Below are 20,803 nucleotides of genomic sequence, written 5' to 3'. Positions count from 1 at the left end.
TCTTTGATTTTCATTGAGCTTACATTTTATAGGAGCGCATTATTTTGCTTTTGCTGCGTACTCTTCGTTACGTTTAATCATTTGTTTTCTGTACCAAGCAAAGATACCGATATAGAATACAAGAAAGACTACAGCACCAAGGATTGCTTTGATATCACCAGTTGTAGTGTTACCAATTGTCCAACCAAGAAGTTTTTCGATTGGTCCTTCAAGAGTAGAGTGAGTAATCAATTGAGTTTCACTCACACCTGCTGGGAAGGCACCTACACCTTTAGCAAGTTCTGTTGCAAATGGTGCGATAAGTGTACCTGAAAGAAGGAAGAGTGGCAACAAGAGTGTTCCAAAGATGATCATACGGAGCAATTTACCACGAGTTACAACCAAGAGAGCTGGAGTAACACCCATAGCGATGATACCTGCAAGTGGCAAGATACCATTTCCGACTTTTGAAAGAAGCACAGCTTCAATCAACATGATTGGTGCAAGTACGTTAGCACAAGCCCAGATTTCAGCACGACCAGCGATGAAAGGCCAGTCAAGACCGATGTTAAATTTACGTCCTTGAAGACGTTTAGTAGCAACGTTTGTAATACCTTGTGATAGTGGTTCTACGGCTGCGATGAACCATGAACCGATAAGTGAGAAGAGTTCCAAAGATACACCGGCAGTCAAACCAAGAGACAACCATCCTCTGATAACAAGACGCCATTTATCTGCATCTTCAACTCCTGCAATTGGATGTGGAGTTCCCATAATACCGATAACAATACCAAGAATGAAACCGATAAAGAATTTAGATCCCCAGAAACCGATTTTCTTATTCAATTTTGCAGCATCAAAGTCATATTTATCAAGACCTGGGAAGAATTTTTCAAAAATCTTATCCAAAACCATGATAACTGGGTTCATCATGTAGTTCATGTGAGTTGATGTCATTGGTGATGAACTTGGTGCGTTAAGAAGGTCATCAAATGTAGGTTTCATCAAGTCAGAGTTGATAATTTTCAACACACCAACAAGTACGATAGCTGCTGTAGCAATAAAGAGTGAAACCCCTTGGCTCACACCGTTGTTATCTGCATACCATTTAATCAAGAGACCTGTGATAGACAAGTGCCAGATATCAAAGATATCAACGTCAAGTGTATCTGTTTTCTTCATAGCTAGCATCACTATGTTGACAATCAACATGATGAGCAAGAAGTATAGTGTCCAAGCAGAACCCCAAGTGATTGTAGCAAGTGGTGCCCAACCAACGTCAGTGATACTCAATTGGATACCAGTGTTTTCAACGAATTTTGCAAGTGATGCTGAGAAAGCAGTGTTCAGCATACCGATGATAGCACCGATACCTGTAAGAGCGATGGCAAGTTTGATACCACCTTCAAGCGCTTTGGAGAATTTCACTCCAAAAAGTAAAGCCAATACTGTCAAAATGATCAACATGATGACAGGTCCACCCATATCTAAGATGGGATTGAAAACCTTTCCGATTAGGTCAAAGATTGCATCCATAACAGTTCCTCCCTTTTTTATGTTATATGAATGTTAACAAATTAAAATTAGCTTAAGCCGTGCTCTTTGATAGCTGCTTCAATATTGTCAAATACTGGAGCACTCATTGCTGGGATACGGAATAAGATTGGTCCAGCTTCGATAACTGGGATACCTGGGTCAAAACCAAGATCTGTCGCAGCAATTGGTGTAAAGATGTCATAACCTTTGATAAGGTCTTCGTTAACGTCCTTAACCATAACTGCATCACAGTGCACATCGTAACCACGGTTTGAAAGTTCTTCTTCAAGAGCACTTTTAATTTGGTGGCTTGAGTTAACACCTGCACCGCAGGCAGCAAGAATTTTAATCATATGGATCTCCTCCGATTTAATATTTTTAATAGACAAGATTAAGCGATTGCTTCAGCGATATAAGCATAGAGGGCTTCTGGTTCAGAAATTTTTGATAGGTCTTCAAGATGACCATTTCCTGTGAAGAAGTCCATCAACTGAGCAAGAATGTTGGTTTGACTTGAACTCGAGTTATTGATAATAAAGAAGAGTAAGGATACTTCTACTTCCTTATCCGGCGCAATCATATTGTGGAAGGTCACCGGTTTCTCTAATCGAACGACCACAACTTTTTCAGCCAGATTATGAACAATATCTGTGTGAGGAATAGCCACATTCGGCAAATCCTTACCCAAAAATTCCATATCTAAGCCAGTTGGAAATGACTTTTCACGCGTGATCAAGGCTTCACGATAGGTCGGAGTTACGATTTCTCGTTCTTCCAATAAAGTTGCAACCTGATCAAAGAGATGTTCTTGATTATCCGCTTCTAAGCAAAACACAAGGTTTTTGTCAAAGAAATGATCTAATCCCATAAGGTTTTCCCTTCTTTCCATTAACTTTATGCCATAAGTATAACACTATATGAAATCGTTGTCAATAGTTTTCTGTTGATTTTTGTCTCTTTTTTTATATTTTTGTTGTGTTTATAGTTTGTTATATAAAAATAAACACACAAACAAATACTCCAAGCATTTTTCTGTTCTAATACTCAATGAAAANNCAGCTCAAAACATGGTTTTAAGGTTGTAGATGAAACTGACGAAGTCAGTGATCATATCTACGGTAAGGTGACGCTGACGTGATTTGAAGAGATTTTCGAAGAGTATAAAAACTAAAAAAGCAGACCATCTAAGCCTGCTTTACTATTGATTCTTATATAAATTTCCTGTGAACAAGGAAAGGCAATTATGATAACTATTCTTCATCCATGCTCAAGACGCTGAGGAAGGCTTCTTGTGGGACTTCAACTGATCCGATAGCTTTCATACGCTTCTTACCAGCTTTTTGTTTTTCAAGGAGTTTACGCTTACGAGAAACGTCACCACCATAACATTTAGCAAGTACGTTCTTACGAAGGGCCTTAATATCAGTACGAGCGACAATTTTGTGTCCAATTGCTGCTTGAATTGGCACCTCAAATTGTTGACGAGGAATGATTTTCTTGAGCTTATCAACGATGAGTTTCCCACGTTCGTAGGCAAAGTCCTTGTGAACGATGAAGCTGAGGGCATCCACCTTGTCTCCATTGAGAAGGATATCCATTTTCACCAGCTTAGACGGACGATACTCTGACAATTCGTAGTCAAAGCTTGCATAACCACGCGTCGAAGACTTGAGTTTATCAAAGAAGTCAAAGACGATTTCAGCCAGTGGAATTTGATAGATAACATTGACACGGTTATCATCGATATAATCCATAGTCACAAAGTCCCCACGCTTGCGCTGAGCTAGCTCCATTACTGCTCCTACGAACTCCTGTGGTACCATGATTTGCGCCTTAACATATGGCTCCTCAATGGTCGCAATCTTAGTTGGATCTGGGAATTCAGACGGGTTGGACACATCCATAGACTCACCGTCAGTCAAATTAACCTTATAGATAACAGACGGAGCTGTCATGATGAGATCGATATTGAACTCACGTTCCAAACGTTCTTGGATAACATCCATATGGAGAAGTCCAAGGAAACCACAACGGAAACCAAATCCAAGTGCCTGAGATGTTTCTGGTTCAAACTGAAGACTAGCGTCATTCAGTTGCAATTTTTCAAGCGCTTCACGTAGGTCATTGTACTTGTTTGATTCGATTGGGTAGAGACCCGCAAAGACCATCGGATTCATCTGTTTGTAACCATGTAATGGCTCTGCCGCAGGATTGGTTGCCAAGGTAACGGTATCACCCACACGGGTATCCTGAACTGTCTTAATAGAAGCCGCAATATAACCAACGTCACCAGTCGCAAGGAAATCACGACCAACTGCTTTAGGAGTGAAAATTCCAACCTCAGTCACATCAAAGGTCTTGCCATTGCTCATGAGCTGAATCTTATCGCCAGGTTTGACCACTCCATCCATGACACGAACTTGGAGAATAACTCCACGGTAGGCATCGTAAACAGAGTCGAAAATCAAGGCCTTAAGTGGTGCCGTCACATCACCCGTTGGCGCTGGCACTTTTTCTACGATTTGCTCAAGAATTTCTTCGATACCGATACCAGCCTTGGCAGATGCTAAGACTGCTTCACTGGCATCCAAACCAATCACATCTTCAATCTCTGTACGCACGCGCTCTGGATCTGCAGCAGGCAGGTCAATTTTGTTAATGACTGGCATGATTTCCAAATCATTGTCCAAGGCCAGATAAACGTTGGCAAGGGTTTGAGCCTCAATCCCTTGAGCGGCATCGACCACCAAAATAGCCCCCTCACAGGCAGCTAGCGAACGCGAAACTTCATAGGTAAAGTCTACGTGTCCCGGCGTGTCAATCAAGTGGAAAATATAAGTTTCCCCATCTTTTGCAGTATAATTCAGCTCGATGGCATTTAACTTAATGGTAATCCCACGTTCCCGCTCTAAATCCATGCTATCCAAAAGCTGGGCCTGCATTTCACGACTTGAAACCGTCTCTGTTTTTTCCAAAATGCGGTCTGCTAGAGTTGATTTCCCGTGGTCAATATGGGCGATAATAGAGAAGTTACGAATCCTCTCCTGTCGTTTTTTCAATTCTTCTAAGTTCATGATTCTCTTCCTTTCAGGGTATCTATTTATTATAAATTGTTTTTGACATTTTGACAAGACCATACCCTGCTAGGAGTACTAATCTTCAGCGACAAAGCCGTCATTTTCGATAAAGTGATGTTCTGTCATTCCTTGGTCTGTAAAGACAATCCCGTGAATGACACCACCATAAACAGCTCCTCCGTCCATCCCAATCTTACCATCTTCTGTAGTCCAAAGCTCAGCTGTACCTCGGTCTTGCTTTAACAAACCATAAACCGGTGTATGACCAAAGACAATAGTTTTCCCAGTATGATTTTCTGCTTCGTGGAATGGTTTTCTAAGCCAAACCTTTTTATAATCTGTGGTTTCATGCCAGTCATCCAAGGTTAAATCAATACCTGCGTGAACGAAGATATACTTGTCTGTCTCCACCACAAAAGGCATTTGACGAATAAATTCGACCAAATCTGCTGCTTCGGTAGCAACACGCTTGGCATCCTCAACTCCATCAACTGGTGCATCCAAAGGACGACCTAGGATAGAGTTAATGGTTGTATCTCCACCATTACGACGATAGTGATCATAGCTTTCTTCTGGGTTATCAAGCCAAGTCAAAAACATATACTCGTGATTTCCTGACAAACAGATCGCCCCTTGATTGTCCACCAAGTCCTTAACCATCTCTAGAACACGGCGACTATCTTCACCACGGTCAATCAAGTCCCCTAGAAAGAGCAACTGGGTCTGACCATCCCATGTTTTGAGAAGGTCTTCCAGCATCCCAGCTTTTCCGTGAACATCTCCAATTACATAATAGTCTGTCATCTTATTTCTCCCTGTTTCTCAACAATTCTCTGGCTTGCGTCAGGGCAGCTTCTGTCACATCATCACCTGCCAACATCTTGGCAACTTCCTCCACTCGCTCTTCAACCGTCAAGAGACGAACAGTTGAAACGGTTGAATGCTCATTGCTAATCTTCTCAATAAAGAATTGATAATCCGCAATCGCAATCACTTGTGGCAAGTGGGAGATAGCTAGAACCTGACCATGTTGGCCAATCTTATGAATCTTTTGTGCAATAGCTTGGGCTACACGGCCTGAAACTCCCGTATCCACCTCATCAAAGACAATGCTGGTCTTGCCTTCTTTACGTGAAAAGGCAGACTTAATGGCTAGCATGAGACGGGATAATTCCCCACCAGACGCAACCTTGACCAAGGGTTTAAAGTCTTCGCCAGGGTTAGTTGAAATGTAAAACTCAACCGTTTCATTGCCCTCACGACTGAATTTGCCCTTGCTAAAACGAACCTGAAACTGGGCTTTCTCCATATAAAGATCTTGCAGTTCTTGTTTAATCTCAGCTTCAAGCTGCTGAGCCAAATCATGACGAGCAGATGCAAGCTGACCTGCCAAATCGACAAGATTAACTTCCAATTTCTTGAGCTCTGCTTCCATGTCTTCAGAAGAAAGGTTATTGCCTGTCAAGAGATTGTATTCTTCCGAAATCTTGGCAAAATAAAGCAAGACATCGTCTACAGTTCCACCGTACTTGCGGGTAATAGTATGAAGGAGGTCCAAGCGATTCTCAACCTGCATGAGACGATTGCCGTCAAAATCAAGGTCCTCAATAATAGCTTCCAAACGTTTGCTAATGTCTTCTAAGACATAGTAGGTCTCAGACAGAGAGCTTGAAATTTCACGGTATTCAGGATCGTACTCTTCGACACTTTCCATGTCATTCATGGCTGAACGAACATTGGCAAGACTTGAAAAGTCTTCATTGTCCAACATACTGTAGGCATTGGTCAGCGTATCCGCGATATTTTTATGATTGAGAAGTTTATCACGCTCTTGATTGAGAGCCAGGTCTTCTCCAGCCTGCAAGTTTGCTGCTTCAATCTCTGCCATTTGAAATTCCAACATTTCAATACGTGCCTTGTGTTCCTGTTGGTTTTTTTTGACTTCCAGAACCTGCTTACGCATTTTCCGATAAGCATCAAAACTCGTCTGATAGGTTTCTTTCAAGCCCCAAAAAGCTACGTCGCCAAATTCATCCAACATCTGGATGTGCAGTTGAGGACGCATTAACTCCTCTTGGTCATGCTGACCATGTATATCCACAAGATGTTGCCCAATAGCACGCAAAACAGACAAATTAACCATCTGGCCATTAACACGACTAATACTACGACCATTTTGCAAGATTTCTCGACGGATGATAATTTCATCACCCATTTCCAAACCTTGCCCATCAAAAATTTCCTGTAAAAGGCGACTATTCTCAACTGAGAAAAGCCCCTCTATCTCTGCCTTTGGCGCACCATGACGAATAACATCTGTCGTCGCACGAGCTCCCAACATCATATTCATGGCATCAATGATAATCGACTTCCCTGCACCCGTTTCACCAGTCAAGACAGTCATCCCCTTTTCAAAATTAAGGGAAATGGCCTCAATAATGGCAAAGTTTTTTATCGAAATTTCAAGTAACATATAGACCTACCAATTTTTTACTTGTTCAAAGATTTCCTCAGCTAGACTTTCACTTCTGGCAATGACTAAAATCGAGCTATCATCAGCCAAACAGCTGAAAATCTTGTCCGCAAAAGTCTCGGTTAACTGGGCTTTTACAAAAGCCGTATTTCCTGGGATCACTTGGAGATTGATCATCTTGTCCATCAATTCAGCTGACTCAATATTGTCTTCAGCCAGTTGCAAACTTTTCACGATTGATTTTGGTAATTCGTAGACATAGGTGTTGTCTCTCAAAGGAATTTTGACAATACCTAGTTCTTTGATATCTCGGGATACCGTTGCCTGAGTGGCAGTGATGCCTGCCTCTTTCAAATGTTCTACAATTTCTTCTTGCGTACCGATTTGATAATCTGTCACAAATCGTCTAATTTTTTCAAGTCTCTCTTTTTTATTCATTTTTAAATTGACTATGCGCCCTCTCTACTACTTCTTCAATCTCAGCAAGAACCTGATTACTTGCTGACTCTTCTTTTTTCAAATATGCTAAAAACTCAATATTTCCATGTCCACCTTGGATGGGAGAAAAGTCCAAGCCAAGAACTGAAAAACCTTCCTCTACTGCCATAGCTGTGACAGATTGAAGGACATTCTGATGAACTTTAGCATCACGAATGATTCCATTTTTCCCAATCTGCTCACGTCCTGCCTCAAACTGAGGCTTAACCAGAGCCACGACCTGACCTTGTTCAGCCAAGACACGATGCAAGGCCGGCAAAATCAGACTGAGGGAAATAAAACTTACATCAATACTGGCAAAGCTCGGTTCCTTTTCGAAATCAGTCTTTTCAGCATAGCGGAAATTGAACTGTTCCATACTGACAACTCGTGGGTCTTGGCGTAATTTCCAAGCCAACTGATTGGTACCAACATCGACTGCAAAGACCAACTCGGCACCATTTTGCAACATGACATCGGTAAAGCCTCCAGTAGAAGCACCTATATCAATTGTTGTAGCTCCTTCTACTGACAAATCAAAGACCTGCAAGGCCTTCTCCAGTTTCAAGCCACCACGACTAACATATTTGAGTTTCTCCCCCTTGAGTTTTAACTCGGTGTCATCTGGAATTTTCTCTCCTGGCTTGTCAAACCGTTCTCCGTTAAGAACTGCTACGACTAGACCAGCCATGACACCGCGCTTGGCCTGCTCTCGCGTTTCAAACAAGCCCTGTTTATAAGCTAGTACATCCACTCTTTCCTTAGCCATTGATTCTCAAACTTTCTACTACTTTTACAATCGATTCTGTTTCAAAAGGAACCTGCTGGGCAATTTCTTCTAATTTGGCATTAGCTTGATCCAATGTTTGGTTACAAAAGGCAATAGCCTCTTCCAAGCCCAACAAGGCTGGATAGGTTGACTTTTCTGCCTGTAGATCCTTTTGTGGTGTCTTACCAATTTCTTCAAAACTAGCTGTCACATCCAGCACATCGTCTCTGACCTGAAAAGCCAGTCCAATCAATTCACCAACAATTTTCAGCTTCACCTGCATTTCAGGTTCCAATTCGGCTATAATAGCAGCCGCTTGGAAGGGATAAGCTAGTAGTTTTCCAGTCTTATTAGCATGAATGGTCTGAAGTTCTTCCAAGGACAAGTGCTGGTGTTCGCCTTCCATATCCAAAACTTGCCCTGCCACCATACCCAGACTTCCTGACGCTAGGGATAAGTTAGCAATCAAGTCCACCTTGATCTGACTTGACAAATCTGCCTGCGCTATCAAGGCGTAAGGATCTAGGAATAAGGCATCTCCTGCCAAAATGGCCATAGCTTCACCGAATTTCTTATGATTGGTCAAACGCCCTCGACGGTAATCATCATCATCCATAGCTGGAAGATCATCATGAATCAAGCTCCCTGTATGAATCATTTCCAAGGCCGCAGCCACCTGCGCGTGAGCAGGTTTGATGGCAATATGCAAGGCTTCCAAAACTTCTAACAAGAGAAAAGGTCGAATACGCTTGCCACCAGCATGAATGGAATAGAGAACAGACTCTCGTAAACTAGAGGCAAACTGCTGGTCTCCATAAAAGTCTTCCAAAACCGACTCAACAAGAGCTAATTTTTCTTGCTTCTTCATTCAAAATCACTTTCTGTTCCGTCTTCTTGCATGACTTTAACCAAAGTTTTTTCAGCCTTGTCCAGCGTCGCTTGGAGCTCTTTTGACAAGATCATGCCCTTTTGAAAGGCAGCAATCGCATCTTCCAGAGCAATCTCACCATTTTCCAAACTTTGGACAATGGTCTCCAGTTCTGCTAGATTTTCCTCAAATTTCTTTTGTTTTGACATCTTTAACCTCTAATTCTACTTGACCATCTCGCATCAAAAGCGTCACTTGGTCTTTTTTCTTCAAACTCTCAACCGAATCTACAACGGAATCTTCTTTCTTGACAATAGCATAGCCACGCGCCACGATTCGACTGGTATCCAACATGAGCAAGGCTTCTGAAAGTCGCTTGACTTCAGCAACCTTGGCATCATAAACTAAAGCCATTTGGCTGCGGAGAAGCTTATCCAGCTGACCAAGACGATCTTGATAGCGTTGGATTTTGGTAACAGGTGATAACTGAACCAGTCGATGCGTCCTTGCTTGTACTAATTGGTTGCTATCAGAAATCCTTGTTCGTAAACTTTGTTTCAAGCGCAGTTGCAGTTGATCCAAGCGTTGCATATAGCCATCATACAAACGCTCTGGCTGTCTAAAGATGACTGACTGACTACATTTTTTCAAAGATTCTTGTTTCTTAGATAGGACATTTCGGACTGCTGTTGCCATCCGTTTTTCCTGATTTTGCAAATGAGCTAATAGATCCAACTTGGTCACAGGTGTTGCTAGTTCAGCAGCAGCCGTTGGTGTCGCAGCTCGGCGATCTGCCACAAAATCTGCCAAGGTCACATCCGTCTCATGCCCCACACTAGAGATAACTGGTAAACGAGATTCAAAGATAGCTCGTACCACAATTTCTTCGTTAAAGGCCCAGAGATCCTCGATGGAACCACCACCACGACCAATAATGAGCAAATCCAAATCGTCCCGTTGATTAGCACGCGCAATATTCCGTGCTATTTCCTCTGCTGCTCCATCTCCTTGCACCTTGGTCGGATAGAGAAGAATGTCGACACCTGGAAAGCGCCTGCTGACTGTCGTGATAATATCTCGAATAACGGCTCCACTGCGACTGGTTACTACACCGATTCGCTTAGCAAATTGGGGCAGAGGTTGCTTGAAGCGTTCTTGAAACAGGCCTTCTTCTGTCAATTTTTTCTTGAGTTGTTCAAACTGAATCGCAAGCGCACCAACTCCATCAGGCTCTGCCTTTTCAATGATGATGGAGTAGCTACCACTTGGTTCATAGACCTGCACACGCCCAATTACATTGATTTTCATCCCTTCTTCCAAATCGAAGCCTAATTTCTGATAAATCCCAGACCAGATGGTCGCTTGAATAACTGCATGGTCATCTTTTAGGGAGAAATATTGGTGAGTAGGTCGTTTACGAAAGTTGGAAACTTGACCAGTTAAATAGACCCGTTCCAAGTAAGGGTCTTTATCGAATTTCATTTTCAGATACTTGGTCAAAGTTGTTACCGATAAATACTTTTCCATCTCCACCTACTATTCATTTTCTTGCTCTTTCATAGGTATTATTATACCAAAAATATGCCTAAAAATCTTCATTTATGTACCATTATGAGGGAAAAATAGAAAAAGGAGGCAAGGCCTCCACATCTGATTATTTGCTGTTTCGAGCTTCTTCCAAAATCTTAGCAATCTTGGTTGTCAACAGATCGATAGCCACTGTATTGCTGACCCCTTCAGGAATGACGATATCAGCATAACGTTTGGTTGGCTCGATAAACTGGTGGTACATTGGTTTAACCACACCTAGATACTGGTCAATAACGCTATCAAGACTACGGCCACGTTCTTCCATATCGCGCTTGATACGACGAATAATGCGCACATCATCATCCGTATCCACAAAAATTTTGATATCCATCAAATCGCGTAGGCGCTTGTCTTCCAAGACCAAAATCCCCTCAACGATAAAGACATCTTGAGGCTCCTGACGATAGGTCTTGCTGCTTCGTGTATGCTCTGTATAGTCATAAGTCGGAATGTCCACCGGACGCCCTGCCAACAATTCCTTAATTTGCTCGATCATCAAGTCTGTATCAAAGGCAAAAGGATGGTCATAGTTGGTTTTGACACGCTCTTCAAAGGTCAAATGAGACTGATCCTTATAATATGAATCATGCTCAATCATGGAAATCTTTTCATCAGGAAAATGCGATAAAATGGCTCTTGAAACACTGGTCTTACCACCACCAGAACCACCTGTCACTCCTATAATGATTGGTCTATTTTGCATGCTATCCTCCGTTTTTTTATCCGTCGTCTATTCTATCACATTTTTTACAAAATTTATAGTCTGATTTTGGATAGTCTAAGGGAAACATTTCCAATCCCTACACCCAGTTAGACTAGCTAAAAACCTTCCTTGGTTTGTAGAGATTGCCTCGTTTTTCTAGAATGGCTAACAATTTATCATCTTCAAAGGCAGCCAGTTCTTTGTCCGTTTGGTCTAGCTCAATAAAACGACCAAAGCGAACTTCCGTAGCCTCTTCTGGACTTAGGAAAACTTTGACAAGGTCACCTGTCCCAATCTCTAAAGGATGGAGAAAATCCAGCTGACCAGCCTCCACTTTTGCAGCAATTTCTTCCAAGCTAAGAGCATCTTCTAGCTGCAAACCGGCTGCACTAGTCCGTGTCAGATGTGACATATGAGCCGCATAACCAAGCTTCTCTCCCAAGTCAACCGATAAGGTACGAATATAGGTTCCCTTGCTACATTTTACACGAAAAGTGAATCGTGCGAGGTGATCCTCATAAGAAATCGGACTTGTTCGTTCAAAGTGATAAATGGTCACCTGACGTTCTGGACGCTCCACTTCCTGACCAGCACGCGCATACTCATAGAGCTTGCGACCATTGACCTTGACTGCCGAATACATAGGTGGAATCTGAGTAATAGGCCCAATCAGATTGGCTATCGCTTCATCGACAAGCTTTTCATCCAAGGGCGACAAAACAGGTGTCTCTGCGACCACTTCCCCACTGGCATCCTCAGTCGTCGTGGAATAGCCCAGAGTGATTTCCCCCTCATAGACCTTGCCCTCGTCCTGCATAAACTCGACCATGCGTGTCGCCTTGCCAACCGCAATCGGCAAAACACCCACCACATCTGGATCCAAGGTTCCACCATGACCAATTTTCTTGGTTCCCAAAATCTTACGCAGTTTAAAAACCGCATCATGCGAGGTCATCCCCGCTTCTTTTTTTAAGTTGATAATACCGTTCATTTTTGCTTTCTCACTCCCCCTTCAATGCTTCAAACTTCGCTTTCATGGTTGGATTTTTACGGGTCAATTTTTTGACGGAAACATCTTCCAATTTATTGTTTGCGAGTCGAAGTTGGTTTTCAGATGTAGTTAGGAATTTCTTAACCTCTTCCATGCGTTTGATGGCCTTGTCGATTTCATCAATAGCTTTACCAAAATTGGTCGAAGCTGAATTATAGTTCTTGGCAAAAGCTACTTTAAAGGCATCCAAATCTTCCTCAAAATGCGTGATATCGATATTCTGCTCCCGGACAAGTGCCAACTCCTGCTTGTATTTTAAAGAATTAAGAGCCGCATTTCGCAAGAGCCCAATCAACTGGATAAAGAATTGAGGACGGACCACATACATCTTTTCATACTCGTGACTGACATCGACAATCCCTGTGTTAAAGTAATCGTTATCTGCTTCTAACATGGTCACCAAAACAGCATACTCACAGTTCTTCTCCCGACGATCCTTGTCCAATTCCTTATAAAAATCTGCATTCTTGTGCTTTTTCTCTGTTTCGTCAGCTTCATTCTTCATCTCAAACATGATAGAAATGATTTCAACCCCATTTTCATCACATTCACGGAAGATAAAGTCCCCCTTAGATCCACGCGCAGAAACCTTGTTATCCTTCTCAAAGTAAGCATTTGGAAAGGCAAAACTTCGTACCTTGTTAAACTCACTCTCTGCATACTGTTCTAGGCTTTCCCCAATCGCTTTTGTAGATTGTTGAGCCTTAAAATTTTTATAAAACTCGACTTGTTCACTGGCTGCCTTGAGCTGGGCTTCATAGTTTTGCTTAACAGAAGCCAAAGACAACTCATTTTCCTTTTCTTGTAAAAGAAGCTGGTTTTTAACCTGATCACGTTCTTTTTCTAAGTCAGAAAGAGTCTTTTGCAGTTGATTTTCATACTCTAAACGCAAGGTAGCCAATTGGTTTTCCAAGGCCTGCACTTCCTTGTCCTTAGCCAAGAGAGCCTGATAACTTGTCTGTTCAACCTCTTTCTTGGCCAATTCTTTTTCTGCATCAAAGTTTTGGATTTGACTCTGCAATTGTGCAATTTCTTGGTCTTTTTGAGCCAGTTTAGACTGTTGCTCATTCATGGCCTTTTGCTCAACCAAGGCCAGTTCCTGCTTCATCCGGTCGTGCAATTCCTTATCAAACTCTGCCGTTCTCACTTGAGACAGAAGTTCGGCATACTGACTTTCATTTACTGTAAAGACTTCCCCACAGTTGGGGCATTTGATTTCGTTCATAACGTTCCTCTTTCTAGGCTTCTGTAACCATTATATCATGCCTGAGGAAAAATCAAAAACAGCGAGTCGAAACCCACTGTTTATCTTCTTTTACTTTAAATTTTTTCCAAGGCCAAGCGCAAGTCTTCAATCAAATCATCTACATTTTCAAGTCCGATAGACAAACGAATTTGGTTTGGTGTGACTCCTGCTGCTTCTAGGTCTTTTTCTGACAATTGACCGTGAGTAGTTGTTGCTGGATGGACAACAAGCGATTTAGCATCTGCCACGTTTGCAAGGTCAGAGAAGATTTCCAAATTATCAATTACCTTGCGTGCTTCTGCCTCCCCACCTTTGACATGGAAGGTAAAGATTGAGCCCACACCTTTTGGAAAATATTTCTCAGCCAAGGCATGATAAGAACTATCAGCAAGTTTTGGATAGTTGACTTTTTCTACCTTAGGATGATTTACAAGAAAATCAACAATTTTCTCTGCATTTTGTACATGACGTTCGACACGAAGTGAAAGCGTTTCAAGTCCTTGGAGCAAGAGAAAGGCATTAAATGGTGACAAGGCTGCACCTGTATCACGAAGCAATTGAACACGGACAGCGATAATAAAGGCTGCTGCACCCACATCACGAGTATAGCTCAAATTGTGGTAGCTTGGATCTTCCTCAACAAATTGAGGGAATTTTCCTGAAGCTTCCCAGTCAAAACGACCACTATCGACAATAACGCCACCAATAGTCGTACCATGCCCACCAATAAACTTAGTCGCAGAGTGAATGGCAATATCTACACCATGAGAAAAAACGTTAATCAAGTAAGGTGTGGCAAAGGTATTGTCAGAAACAAGTGGAATCTGGTGTTTATGAGCAATCTCAGCCAATTTTTCCAAGTCAGGAATATTTATCAAGGGATTCCCCAAGGTTTCAATCAGAACAAGCTTGGTATTGTCATTGATAGCTGCTTCCACTTCCTCCAAATGATCCACATCCACAAAGGTTGTTGTGATACCATAACGAGGAAGGGTTTCTTTCAAAAGATTGAAGGTTCCACCGTAAATAGTCGAAGCAGCCACTACATGGTCACCAGCATGGGCAAGAGCCAAAATCGTATAAGTCACTGCGGCCATACCTGATGCTGTTGCAAGAGCTCCAACACCACCTTCAAGGGCAGCAATTCTTTCTTCAAAGGCAGCTGTTGTAGGATTGGTGATACGAGTATAAATGTTCCCTGGTTTCCTCAAGGCAAACAGATCGGCACCTTCCTGCGTGTCATCAAAAACAAAAGATGTTGTTTGATAAATCGGCACTGCACGAGACTTAGTTGCTGGATCAACTACTTGCCCAGCATGCAATTGTAAGGTTTCAAATTTAAAATCACGAGTCATAAGGCGACCTCCATATAGTTTGATTAAGGATATTGTAGCACTATCGACCTATCTTGACTAATAGCTCTTTTCTATATTTTGATATAAGAAGTGGCTATTACTTCTTACGAAACAAAAAAAGCACGAATCAATCGTGCTCATTTTCTTAATCTACATAAGTATCTTCGTTTTTATTGAGGAAGGCATATGGAAGACCCATCAAGAGGCCTCCTCCGATAAAGTTTCCGATGAAGGTTACACCCCAGTGACGAAGCATATTTCCAACACCGAAGTTAGCAATTGAATCCGCAGCAACACTGAATTTCACAATCGCGAAAGAAGCAAAGTTCGCCGCAATGTGCTCGTTTGTTAAGAATACAAACATGTAAATAGCTGACAACACAAGCCAAAGTTTGGCACCACCATCTTTGACCAAAACAAATGAAAGAATCGCAATATTTACGAAAATATTTGCCAAAATCGCCTCAAGCAAGATCAATTCATTTGAACGGCCTAACTTCATCTCAACAACCCCTGATATGAAACTATCGTGTGTCAGATGTGCATAGGCTGCCGAATGAGCAAAGCCCCAACCTGCTATCAAGGCCCCGATAAGGTTGAACAAGGTACAGTAAAGTAAAATCTCAGCTGTTTTTCTCCAAGAGATTTTTTTCAAGAAACTACCAGCAGTCAAGAACATCATGTTTGATGTTACCAACTCGGCATTCAAGAAAACAATGTAGGCCAATCCCCAAGCAAAGACAAATGGGAAGAGGAAACGTCCACTACCTGGTGCGATTTTATTAATCAAGTCAGCCCCAACTGCACCTGCAGCAGTACTGAAGGTTAAAAATGCACCTGCGAACATAGAACGAATCGCATACTTAAATTTGCTTTGGCTATAAAGACTTTCTTTCTTCTTACAAGCAAATTCAATCTTTGAGATAAATTCTGAAGAAACCATAATAAACTCCTAAATCTTTTTTCTTGATAATTATATCACAAACTTTAGGTTTTAGGAAGCGTTTTCTGTATTTCATAAAAGTTTATTTTTATGAAAAGCTTAAAAAATCAGTGAAATCATGGATTTCACTGATTTGTACTAATAAAATTGTTTATATGGTTGATTGAAAGCTGTTAAGATTTCATCAGATGTTTGTGAATAATCTTTTGTTTCTTTCAAATCACCTTTTACAATAATACGTTCTGTAGCAGCAAGGTCTTCACAGGTTACTAATGTGATTTCATTGACCCCATCTCTATCATCAACTTCATCAACACGATCCGGTGTCACACGTTTGACTTCACGGATTTCATAGGTATAAACTTTATTTTTATCAGTTAGATAAATCTTCATACCATTTTTAGCGTTATCCAAAGGAGAAAATAACATTTTATTAGCATTATCGACCCCAAAAATATGATGACTAGCTAGACTATAATTTCCTTCTCCCATTACTTGCTCGCGTTTCATTGTACCAGCGCCGTAGAAGAGATTAACATTATCAAGTCCTTTAAAAATCGGCAAATTCATTTCCAATTCAGGAATTGCAATTCCCCCAATAACTGGTAATTTTTGAGCATCCCATTGAGAAGCTAGAACAGCTTCCGAAGAAATTGCTTTGACCGAATCAAAATCAAAATTTCCTTCTGTATCCTGATTTTCTTCTATTTTTTCTTTTGATACCTGACTAACTTGATACTTATTGGTATTCCAGACCATGAAAATATTTCGAATTTGCGCATTAAAAATCAAAGCCAGTGACAGTACTATCAGAAATCCTGCTAGGATATTTGTCAGCAGATTTTTTCGTTTGTTTTTCTTTTTATTATTTTTTTGAGACATTATGCTTCACCTTCTGTTTCATTTCCTGTCCCAACTTCTTCTTTTTCTGCCGCTGCAACCGTTGTGAAGGTCACTATCTGAGCATCTTGATCCAGGCGCATTACTTTAACTCCCATAGTTGCGCGTCCTGTTTGTGAAATATTGGCAAGATTGGTTCGAATCATGACACCTGTATCAGTGATAATCATCACATCCTCATCCCCTTGAACAGTCATAAGACCGGCCAGCAAGCCATTTTTTTCGGTAATTTTAGCTGTCTGCATTCCCTTACCACCACGACCTTTTGTTGGATATTCAGTAGCGACTGTACGCTTACCATATCCTTTTTCTGTGATAATAAGAACCTCATCTTGATCAGTAATCAAGCTGGCACCAACAACTGTGTCTCCTTCACGAAGGTTAACACCTTTCACACCAGTGGCGATACGGCTCATACCACGAACGGCTGATTGATTAAAGCGAACTGCATAACCAAACTTGGTACCAATGATAATATCCGTATCTTCTTCCGTCAACAAGACATTGATTAACTCATCTTCATCCTTAAGATTCAGTGCTTTAAGTCCATTCTGACGAATATTGGCAAATTCCTTAACGCTGGTTCTCTTCACAATACCGTGACGGGTTGTAAAGAAGAGATAAGCATCATCACTGCGTTCAGACTCAACATTGATAATAGTCTGAATACTTTCACCTTCGTCCAATTTCAAGAGATTGACTACTGGTAGCCCTTTGGCAGTTCGACCATACTCAGGAATTTCATAGCCTTTCAAACGATAAACTCGCCCTTTATTTGTGAAGAAGAGCAGATGATCATGGGTGCTAGTTGACACTAACTCACGAACAAAGTCATCATCTTTCACTCCCGTTCCTTGGACACCACGACCCCCACGTTTTTGAGCAGTAAATTCAGCTTGGTCCAGACGTTTAATGTAGCCTCTGTTAGAAAGGGTAATCAAGACATCCGATTCTTCAATCAAATCTTCGTCTTCGAGACTCAAGACTTCACCGACCATCAACTCTGTACGGCGTTTATCAGAAAATTTACGTTTAACTTCATCTAATTCGTCTTTGATAATTTGAGAAACACGTTCTGGCTTAGCAAGAATATCCGCCAAATCCGCAATCAGAGCCAAGAGATCATCATACTCAGACTGAATCTTATCGCGTTCCAAACCTGTCAAACGACGAAGACGCATATCAAGGATGGCCTGACTTTGACGTTCAGAAAGCTTAAACTTACTCATCAACTCAGCTTGTGCTTCTGCGTCCGTTTCACTAGCACGGATGATACGAATCACTTCGTCGATATGGTCTAGCGCAATCAAGAGACCTTCTAAGATATGCGCACGTGCTTCCGCTTTTTCCTTATCAAAACGGGTACGACGAACAACTACTTCTTTTTGGTGCTCGATATAAGCATCCAAAATCTGACGAAGGGATAAAATCTTCGGTACACCATTTTGGATAGCAAGCATATTGAAACCAAAGTTGGTTTGCATCTGGGTCATCTTAAAGAGGTTATTGAGGATAACATTGGCTGAGGCATCGCGCTTGACTTCAATAGCAAATCGAACACCCTCACGGTTTGACTCATCACGTACTGCTGTGATGCCCTCAATGCGTTTTTCCTGAACCAAGCGAACAATATGCTCATGCACCTTGGTTTTGTTGACCATATAAGGAAATTCTGTTACAACAATGCGCTCACGGCCAGTCTTAGTTTCTTCGATTTCAGTACGAGAACGAAGAACAATCGAACCTTTACCTGTTTCATAAGCCTTATGAATGCCTGATTTCCCCATGACAAGGGCACCTGTTGGAAAATCTGGACCAGGCAAGACTTCCATCAAATCCTTAGTGGTCACTTCAGGATTGTCCATGACCAACTTCACTGCATCAATGGTTTCACCCAGGTTATGAGGTGGAATATTGGTTGCCATCCCAACCGCAATACCAGTTGCTCCATTGACCAAAAGGTTTGGAAAACGAGCTGGCAAGACCAAGGGTTCACGTTCATTGGCATCATAGTTATCAACGAAATCAACTGTATTTTTATTGATATCACGAAGCATCTCCAGAGCAATCTTGCTCATACGTGCCTCAGTATAACGCTGGGCGGCAGCACCATCTCCATCCATGGAACCAAAGTTCCCATGACCATCTACAAGCATGTAACGGTAGCTCCACCATTGAGCCATGCGGACCATGGCTTCATAGATAGAGGAATCCCCGTGTGGGTGATATTTACCCATGACATCCCCTGTAATACGAGCAGATTTTTTATGAGGTTTGTCTGGAGTAACACCCAATTCATTCATTCCGTAGAGAATGCGACGGTGAACAGGTTTCAAGCCATCTCGAACATCAGGAAGAGCCCGGGCTACGATAACACTCATGGCGTAATCGATAAAGCTCGTCTTCATCTCCTTTGTCAGATTGACATTCACTAAATTTTTATCCTGCATTAATAAATGCCTCATTTCACAATTAGTAAGTAACAACATTATACCATAAATTCCCATCTATTTCAGCCTCTAAACCACTAAAACGTTTACATTGAGAACTATAAGGCATATTCGTGACAAAGTTTTTTAAAAGTGATAGAATGAAGTTGTCTGGGGAAAATCCCCTAATAAAATTAAGGAGATGTTTAGAACAATGACTTCAACTAAACAACACAAAAAAGTTATCCTTGTCGGTGATGGTGCTGTAGGTTCTTCTTACGCTTTTGCACTGGTTAACCAAGGAATTGCACAAGAGCTTGGAATTATCGAAATTCCACAATTGCATGAAAAAGCTGTTGGTGATGCGCTTGACCTTAGTCATGCCCTTGCCTTCACTTCACCTAAAAAAATCTATGCAGCTCAATACTCTGACTGTGCAGACGCTGACCTTGTTGTAATCACTGCAGGTGCGCCTCAAAAACCAGGTGAAACTCGTCTTGACCTTGTAGGTAAAAACCTTGCTATCAACAAATCAATTGTAACTCAAGTTGTTGAATCAGGTTTCAAAGGTATCTTCCTTGTTGCTGCTAACCCAGTTGACGTCTTGACTTACTCAACTTGGAAATTCTCTGGTTTCCCTAAAGAACGCGTTATCGGTTCAGGTACTTCACTTGACTCAGCTCGTTTCCGTCAAGCACTTGCTGAAAAATTGGATGTAGATGCTCGTTCAGTGCACGCCTACATCATGGGTGAACACGGTGACTCTGAGTTCGCTGTTTGGTCACACGCAAACATCGCTGGTGTAAACCTTGAAGAATTCCTTAAAGACACTCAAAATGTTCAAGAAGCTGAATTGATTGAATTGTTCGAAGGTGTTCGTGATGCAGCCTACACAATCATCAACAAAAAAGGTGCAACATACTACGGTATCGCAGTAGCCCTTGCTCGTATCACTAAAGCAATCCTTGACGATGAAAACGCAGTACTTCCACTTTCAGTATTCCAAGAAGGTCAATACGGAGTTGAGAACGTCTTTATCGGTCAACCAGCTGTTGTTGGTGCACATGGTATTGTTCGTCCAGTAAATATCCCATTGAACGACGCAGAAACTCAAAAAATGCAAGCATCTGCTAAAGAATTGCAAGCTATTATTGACGAAGCATGGAAAAACCCAGAATTCCAAGAAGCTTCTAAAAACTAATTTAACTATAGACAACTCCTTGAATCATCAGGGAGTTGTTTTTTTCTGTATTAAAACTAAACTTTTTATGAAATTTTCGTTCAAAAAATAACATCCCTTTAAAAGCTATCAGGTCATGGTCTGAGCATGAAGACAAAAAGACGGCCAATCAGATTTATACTCACATCACAAAAAGTATGGAACAAGCAACTATCTACTCTTTAGCT

19 protein-coding genes are annotated in these 20,803 nt (G+C 41.6%); 1 reads left to right on the top strand and 18 read right to left on the bottom strand.

All coding sequences use genetic code 11. From position 1 onward, the window contains the following. Positions 1–39 precede the first annotated feature (39 nt). The 18 genes from HT685_RS07465 to gyrA form a co-directional block, all read right to left on the bottom strand. Positions 40–1,515, bottom strand: a complete 1,476-nt coding sequence (locus HT685_RS07465) for a PTS galactitol transporter subunit IIC (protein WP_173227026.1) — start codon at positions 1,513–1,515, stop codon at positions 40–42. Between the two features lie 47 nt (positions 1,516–1,562). Continuing rightward, positions 1,563–1,868, bottom strand: a complete 306-nt coding sequence (locus HT685_RS07460) for a PTS sugar transporter subunit IIB (RefSeq protein WP_000590549.1) — start codon at positions 1,866–1,868, stop codon at positions 1,563–1,565. A 38-nt stretch (positions 1,869–1,906) separates the two neighbouring features. Continuing rightward, positions 1,907–2,383, bottom strand: coding sequence for a PTS sugar transporter subunit IIA (locus HT685_RS07455; protein WP_000521974.1), 477 nt, complete (start codon positions 2,381–2,383; stop codon positions 1,907–1,909). 382 nt (positions 2,384–2,765) lie between these two features. Beyond that, positions 2,766–4,589, bottom strand: coding sequence for a translation elongation factor 4 (gene lepA / locus HT685_RS07450; protein WP_173227024.1), 1,824 nt, complete (start codon positions 4,587–4,589; stop codon positions 2,766–2,768). Positions 4,590–4,667: 78 nt separating this feature from the next. Then, entirely contained in the window at positions 4,668–5,396 is a 729-nt protein-coding gene (locus HT685_RS07445) for a metallophosphoesterase family protein (protein WP_049511807.1), read from the bottom strand. Position 5,397: 1 nt separating this feature from the next. Beyond that, complete coding sequence (gene recN / locus HT685_RS07440; protein ID WP_173227022.1) at positions 5,398–7,065, bottom strand: DNA repair protein RecN; 1,668 nt, start codon at positions 7,063–7,065, stop codon at positions 5,398–5,400. 6 nt (positions 7,066–7,071) lie between these two features. Beyond that, positions 7,072–7,503, bottom strand: a complete 432-nt coding sequence (locus HT685_RS07435) for an arginine repressor (RefSeq protein ID WP_001034401.1) — start codon at positions 7,501–7,503, stop codon at positions 7,072–7,074. Next, positions 7,496–8,311 carry a TlyA family RNA methyltransferase gene (locus HT685_RS07430; protein ID WP_173227020.1) on the bottom strand — a complete coding sequence of 272 codons (816 nt, stop codon included), beginning with the start codon at positions 8,309–8,311 and terminating at the stop codon, positions 7,496–7,498. Before HT685_RS07430 ends, HT685_RS07435 begins: the two co-directional genes overlap by 8 nt. Beyond that, positions 8,304–9,179 carry a polyprenyl synthetase family protein gene (locus HT685_RS07425; RefSeq protein WP_173227018.1) on the bottom strand — a complete coding sequence of 292 codons (876 nt, stop codon included), beginning with the start codon at positions 9,177–9,179 and terminating at the stop codon, positions 8,304–8,306. Before HT685_RS07425 ends, HT685_RS07430 begins: the two co-directional genes overlap by 8 nt. Next, the gene (locus HT685_RS07420) at positions 9,176–9,388 is read right to left on the bottom strand and encodes an exodeoxyribonuclease VII small subunit (protein WP_033629613.1); all 213 of its coding nucleotides are present in this window, start codon (positions 9,386–9,388) and stop codon (positions 9,176–9,178) included. The genes HT685_RS07425 and HT685_RS07420 overlap by 4 nt, the downstream gene beginning before the upstream one ends. After that, positions 9,366–10,706: an exodeoxyribonuclease VII large subunit gene (gene xseA / locus HT685_RS07415; protein ID WP_173227016.1), complete on the bottom strand. Its 1,341-nt coding sequence runs from the start codon at positions 10,704–10,706 to the stop codon at positions 9,366–9,368. The genes HT685_RS07420 and xseA overlap by 23 nt, the downstream gene beginning before the upstream one ends. A 127-nt stretch (positions 10,707–10,833) precedes the next feature. Further along, positions 10,834–11,472: a uridine kinase gene (gene udk / locus HT685_RS07410; RefSeq protein ID WP_001181376.1), complete on the bottom strand. Its 639-nt coding sequence runs from the start codon at positions 11,470–11,472 to the stop codon at positions 10,834–10,836. Between the two features lie 112 nt (positions 11,473–11,584). After that, on the bottom strand, positions 11,585–12,463 hold the full coding sequence (gene truB / locus HT685_RS07405) for a tRNA pseudouridine(55) synthase TruB (RefSeq protein ID WP_173227014.1): 879 nt from the start codon (positions 12,461–12,463) through the stop codon (positions 11,585–11,587). A 10-nt stretch (positions 12,464–12,473) separates the two neighbouring features. Continuing rightward, a complete protein-coding gene (locus HT685_RS07400; protein ID WP_173227012.1) occupies positions 12,474–13,748 on the bottom strand; it encodes a DUF2130 domain-containing protein in 1,275 nt (424 codons plus the stop codon). A gap of 95 nt (positions 13,749–13,843) precedes the next feature. Then, entirely contained in the window at positions 13,844–15,124 is a 1,281-nt protein-coding gene (locus tag HT685_RS07395) for an O-acetylhomoserine aminocarboxypropyltransferase/cysteine synthase family protein (protein ID WP_173227011.1), read from the bottom strand. A gap of 145 nt (positions 15,125–15,269) precedes the next feature. Beyond that, entirely contained in the window at positions 15,270–16,067 is a 798-nt protein-coding gene (locus HT685_RS07390) for a formate/nitrite transporter family protein (protein WP_000254773.1), read from the bottom strand. Positions 16,068–16,205: 138 nt separating this feature from the next. After that, positions 16,206–16,949, bottom strand: coding sequence for a sortase SrtA (gene srtA, locus HT685_RS07385; protein WP_130886013.1), 744 nt, complete (start codon positions 16,947–16,949; stop codon positions 16,206–16,208). After that, positions 16,949–19,417 carry a DNA gyrase subunit A gene (gyrA, locus tag HT685_RS07380; RefSeq protein WP_173227010.1) on the bottom strand — a complete coding sequence of 823 codons (2,469 nt, stop codon included), beginning with the start codon at positions 19,415–19,417 and terminating at the stop codon, positions 16,949–16,951. Before gyrA ends, srtA begins: the two co-directional genes overlap by 1 nt. A gap of 193 nt (positions 19,418–19,610) precedes the next feature. Here gyrA and HT685_RS07375 point away from each other — a divergent pair, with 193 nt between their 5' ends. Further along, positions 19,611–20,597, top strand: coding sequence for an L-lactate dehydrogenase (locus tag HT685_RS07375; protein WP_000204727.1), 987 nt, complete (start codon positions 19,611–19,613; stop codon positions 20,595–20,597). The last annotated feature ends 206 nt before the right edge of the window (positions 20,598–20,803 follow it).

The sequence above is a fragment of the Streptococcus sp. 5004 genome (genome assembly GCF_013276755.1).
In the GTDB taxonomy this organism is placed as follows: Bacteria; Bacillota; Bacilli; order Lactobacillales; family Streptococcaceae; genus Streptococcus.
This window is presented reverse-complemented; position numbering and strand designations above follow the sequence as displayed.

What these genes read in the sequence shown, in the direction of transcription:
- HT685_RS07445 (WP_049511807.1), bottom strand. Translation starts at nt 5,396, where the DNA reads ATGACAGACTATTATGTAATTGGAGATGTTCACGGAAAAGCTGGGATG.
- HT685_RS07455 (WP_000521974.1), bottom strand. Translation starts at nt 2,383, where the DNA reads ATGGGATTAGATCATTTCTTTGACAAAAACCTTGTGTTTTGCTTAGAA.
- HT685_RS07420 (WP_033629613.1), bottom strand. Translation starts at nt 9,388, where the DNA reads ATGTCAAAACAAAAGAAATTTGAGGAAAATCTAGCAGAACTGGAGACC.
- HT685_RS07430 (WP_173227020.1), bottom strand. Translation starts at nt 8,311, where the DNA reads ATGGCTAAGGAAAGAGTGGATGTACTAGCTTATAAACAGGGCTTGTTT.
- HT685_RS07390 (WP_000254773.1), bottom strand. Translation starts at nt 16,067, where the DNA reads ATGGTTTCTTCAGAATTTATCTCAAAGATTGAATTTGCTTGTAAGAAG.
- udk (WP_001181376.1), bottom strand. Translation starts at nt 11,472, where the DNA reads ATGCAAAATAGACCAATCATTATAGGAGTGACAGGTGGTTCTGGTGGT.
- HT685_RS07395 (WP_173227011.1), bottom strand. Translation starts at nt 15,124, where the DNA reads ATGACTCGTGATTTTAAATTTGAAACCTTACAATTGCATGCTGGGCAA.
- truB (WP_173227014.1), bottom strand. Translation starts at nt 12,463, where the DNA reads ATGAACGGTATTATCAACTTAAAAAAAGAAGCGGGGATGACCTCGCAT.
- srtA (WP_130886013.1), bottom strand. Translation starts at nt 16,949, where the DNA reads ATGTCTCAAAAAAATAATAAAAAGAAAAACAAACGAAAAAATCTGCTG.
- HT685_RS07400 (WP_173227012.1), bottom strand. Translation starts at nt 13,748, where the DNA reads ATGAACGAAATCAAATGCCCCAACTGTGGGGAAGTCTTTACAGTAAAT.
- gyrA (WP_173227010.1), bottom strand. Translation starts at nt 19,417, where the DNA reads ATGCAGGATAAAAATTTAGTGAATGTCAATCTGACAAAGGAGATGAAG.
- HT685_RS07425 (WP_173227018.1), bottom strand. Translation starts at nt 9,179, where the DNA reads ATGAAGAAGCAAGAAAAATTAGCTCTTGTTGAGTCGGTTTTGGAAGAC.
- HT685_RS07460 (WP_000590549.1), bottom strand. Translation starts at nt 1,868, where the DNA reads ATGATTAAAATTCTTGCTGCCTGCGGTGCAGGTGTTAACTCAAGCCAC.
- xseA (WP_173227016.1), bottom strand. Translation starts at nt 10,706, where the DNA reads ATGGAAAAGTATTTATCGGTAACAACTTTGACCAAGTATCTGAAAATG.
- HT685_RS07435 (WP_001034401.1), bottom strand. Translation starts at nt 7,503, where the DNA reads ATGAATAAAAAAGAGAGACTTGAAAAAATTAGACGATTTGTGACAGAT.
- lepA (WP_173227024.1), bottom strand. Translation starts at nt 4,589, where the DNA reads ATGAACTTAGAAGAATTGAAAAAACGACAGGAGAGGATTCGTAACTTC.
- recN (WP_173227022.1), bottom strand. Translation starts at nt 7,065, where the DNA reads ATGTTACTTGAAATTTCGATAAAAAACTTTGCCATTATTGAGGCCATT.
- HT685_RS07465 (WP_173227026.1), bottom strand. Translation starts at nt 1,515, where the DNA reads ATGGATGCAATCTTTGACCTAATCGGAAAGGTTTTCAATCCCATCTTA.
- HT685_RS07375 (WP_000204727.1), top strand. Translation starts at nt 19,611, where the DNA reads ATGACTTCAACTAAACAACACAAAAAAGTTATCCTTGTCGGTGATGGT.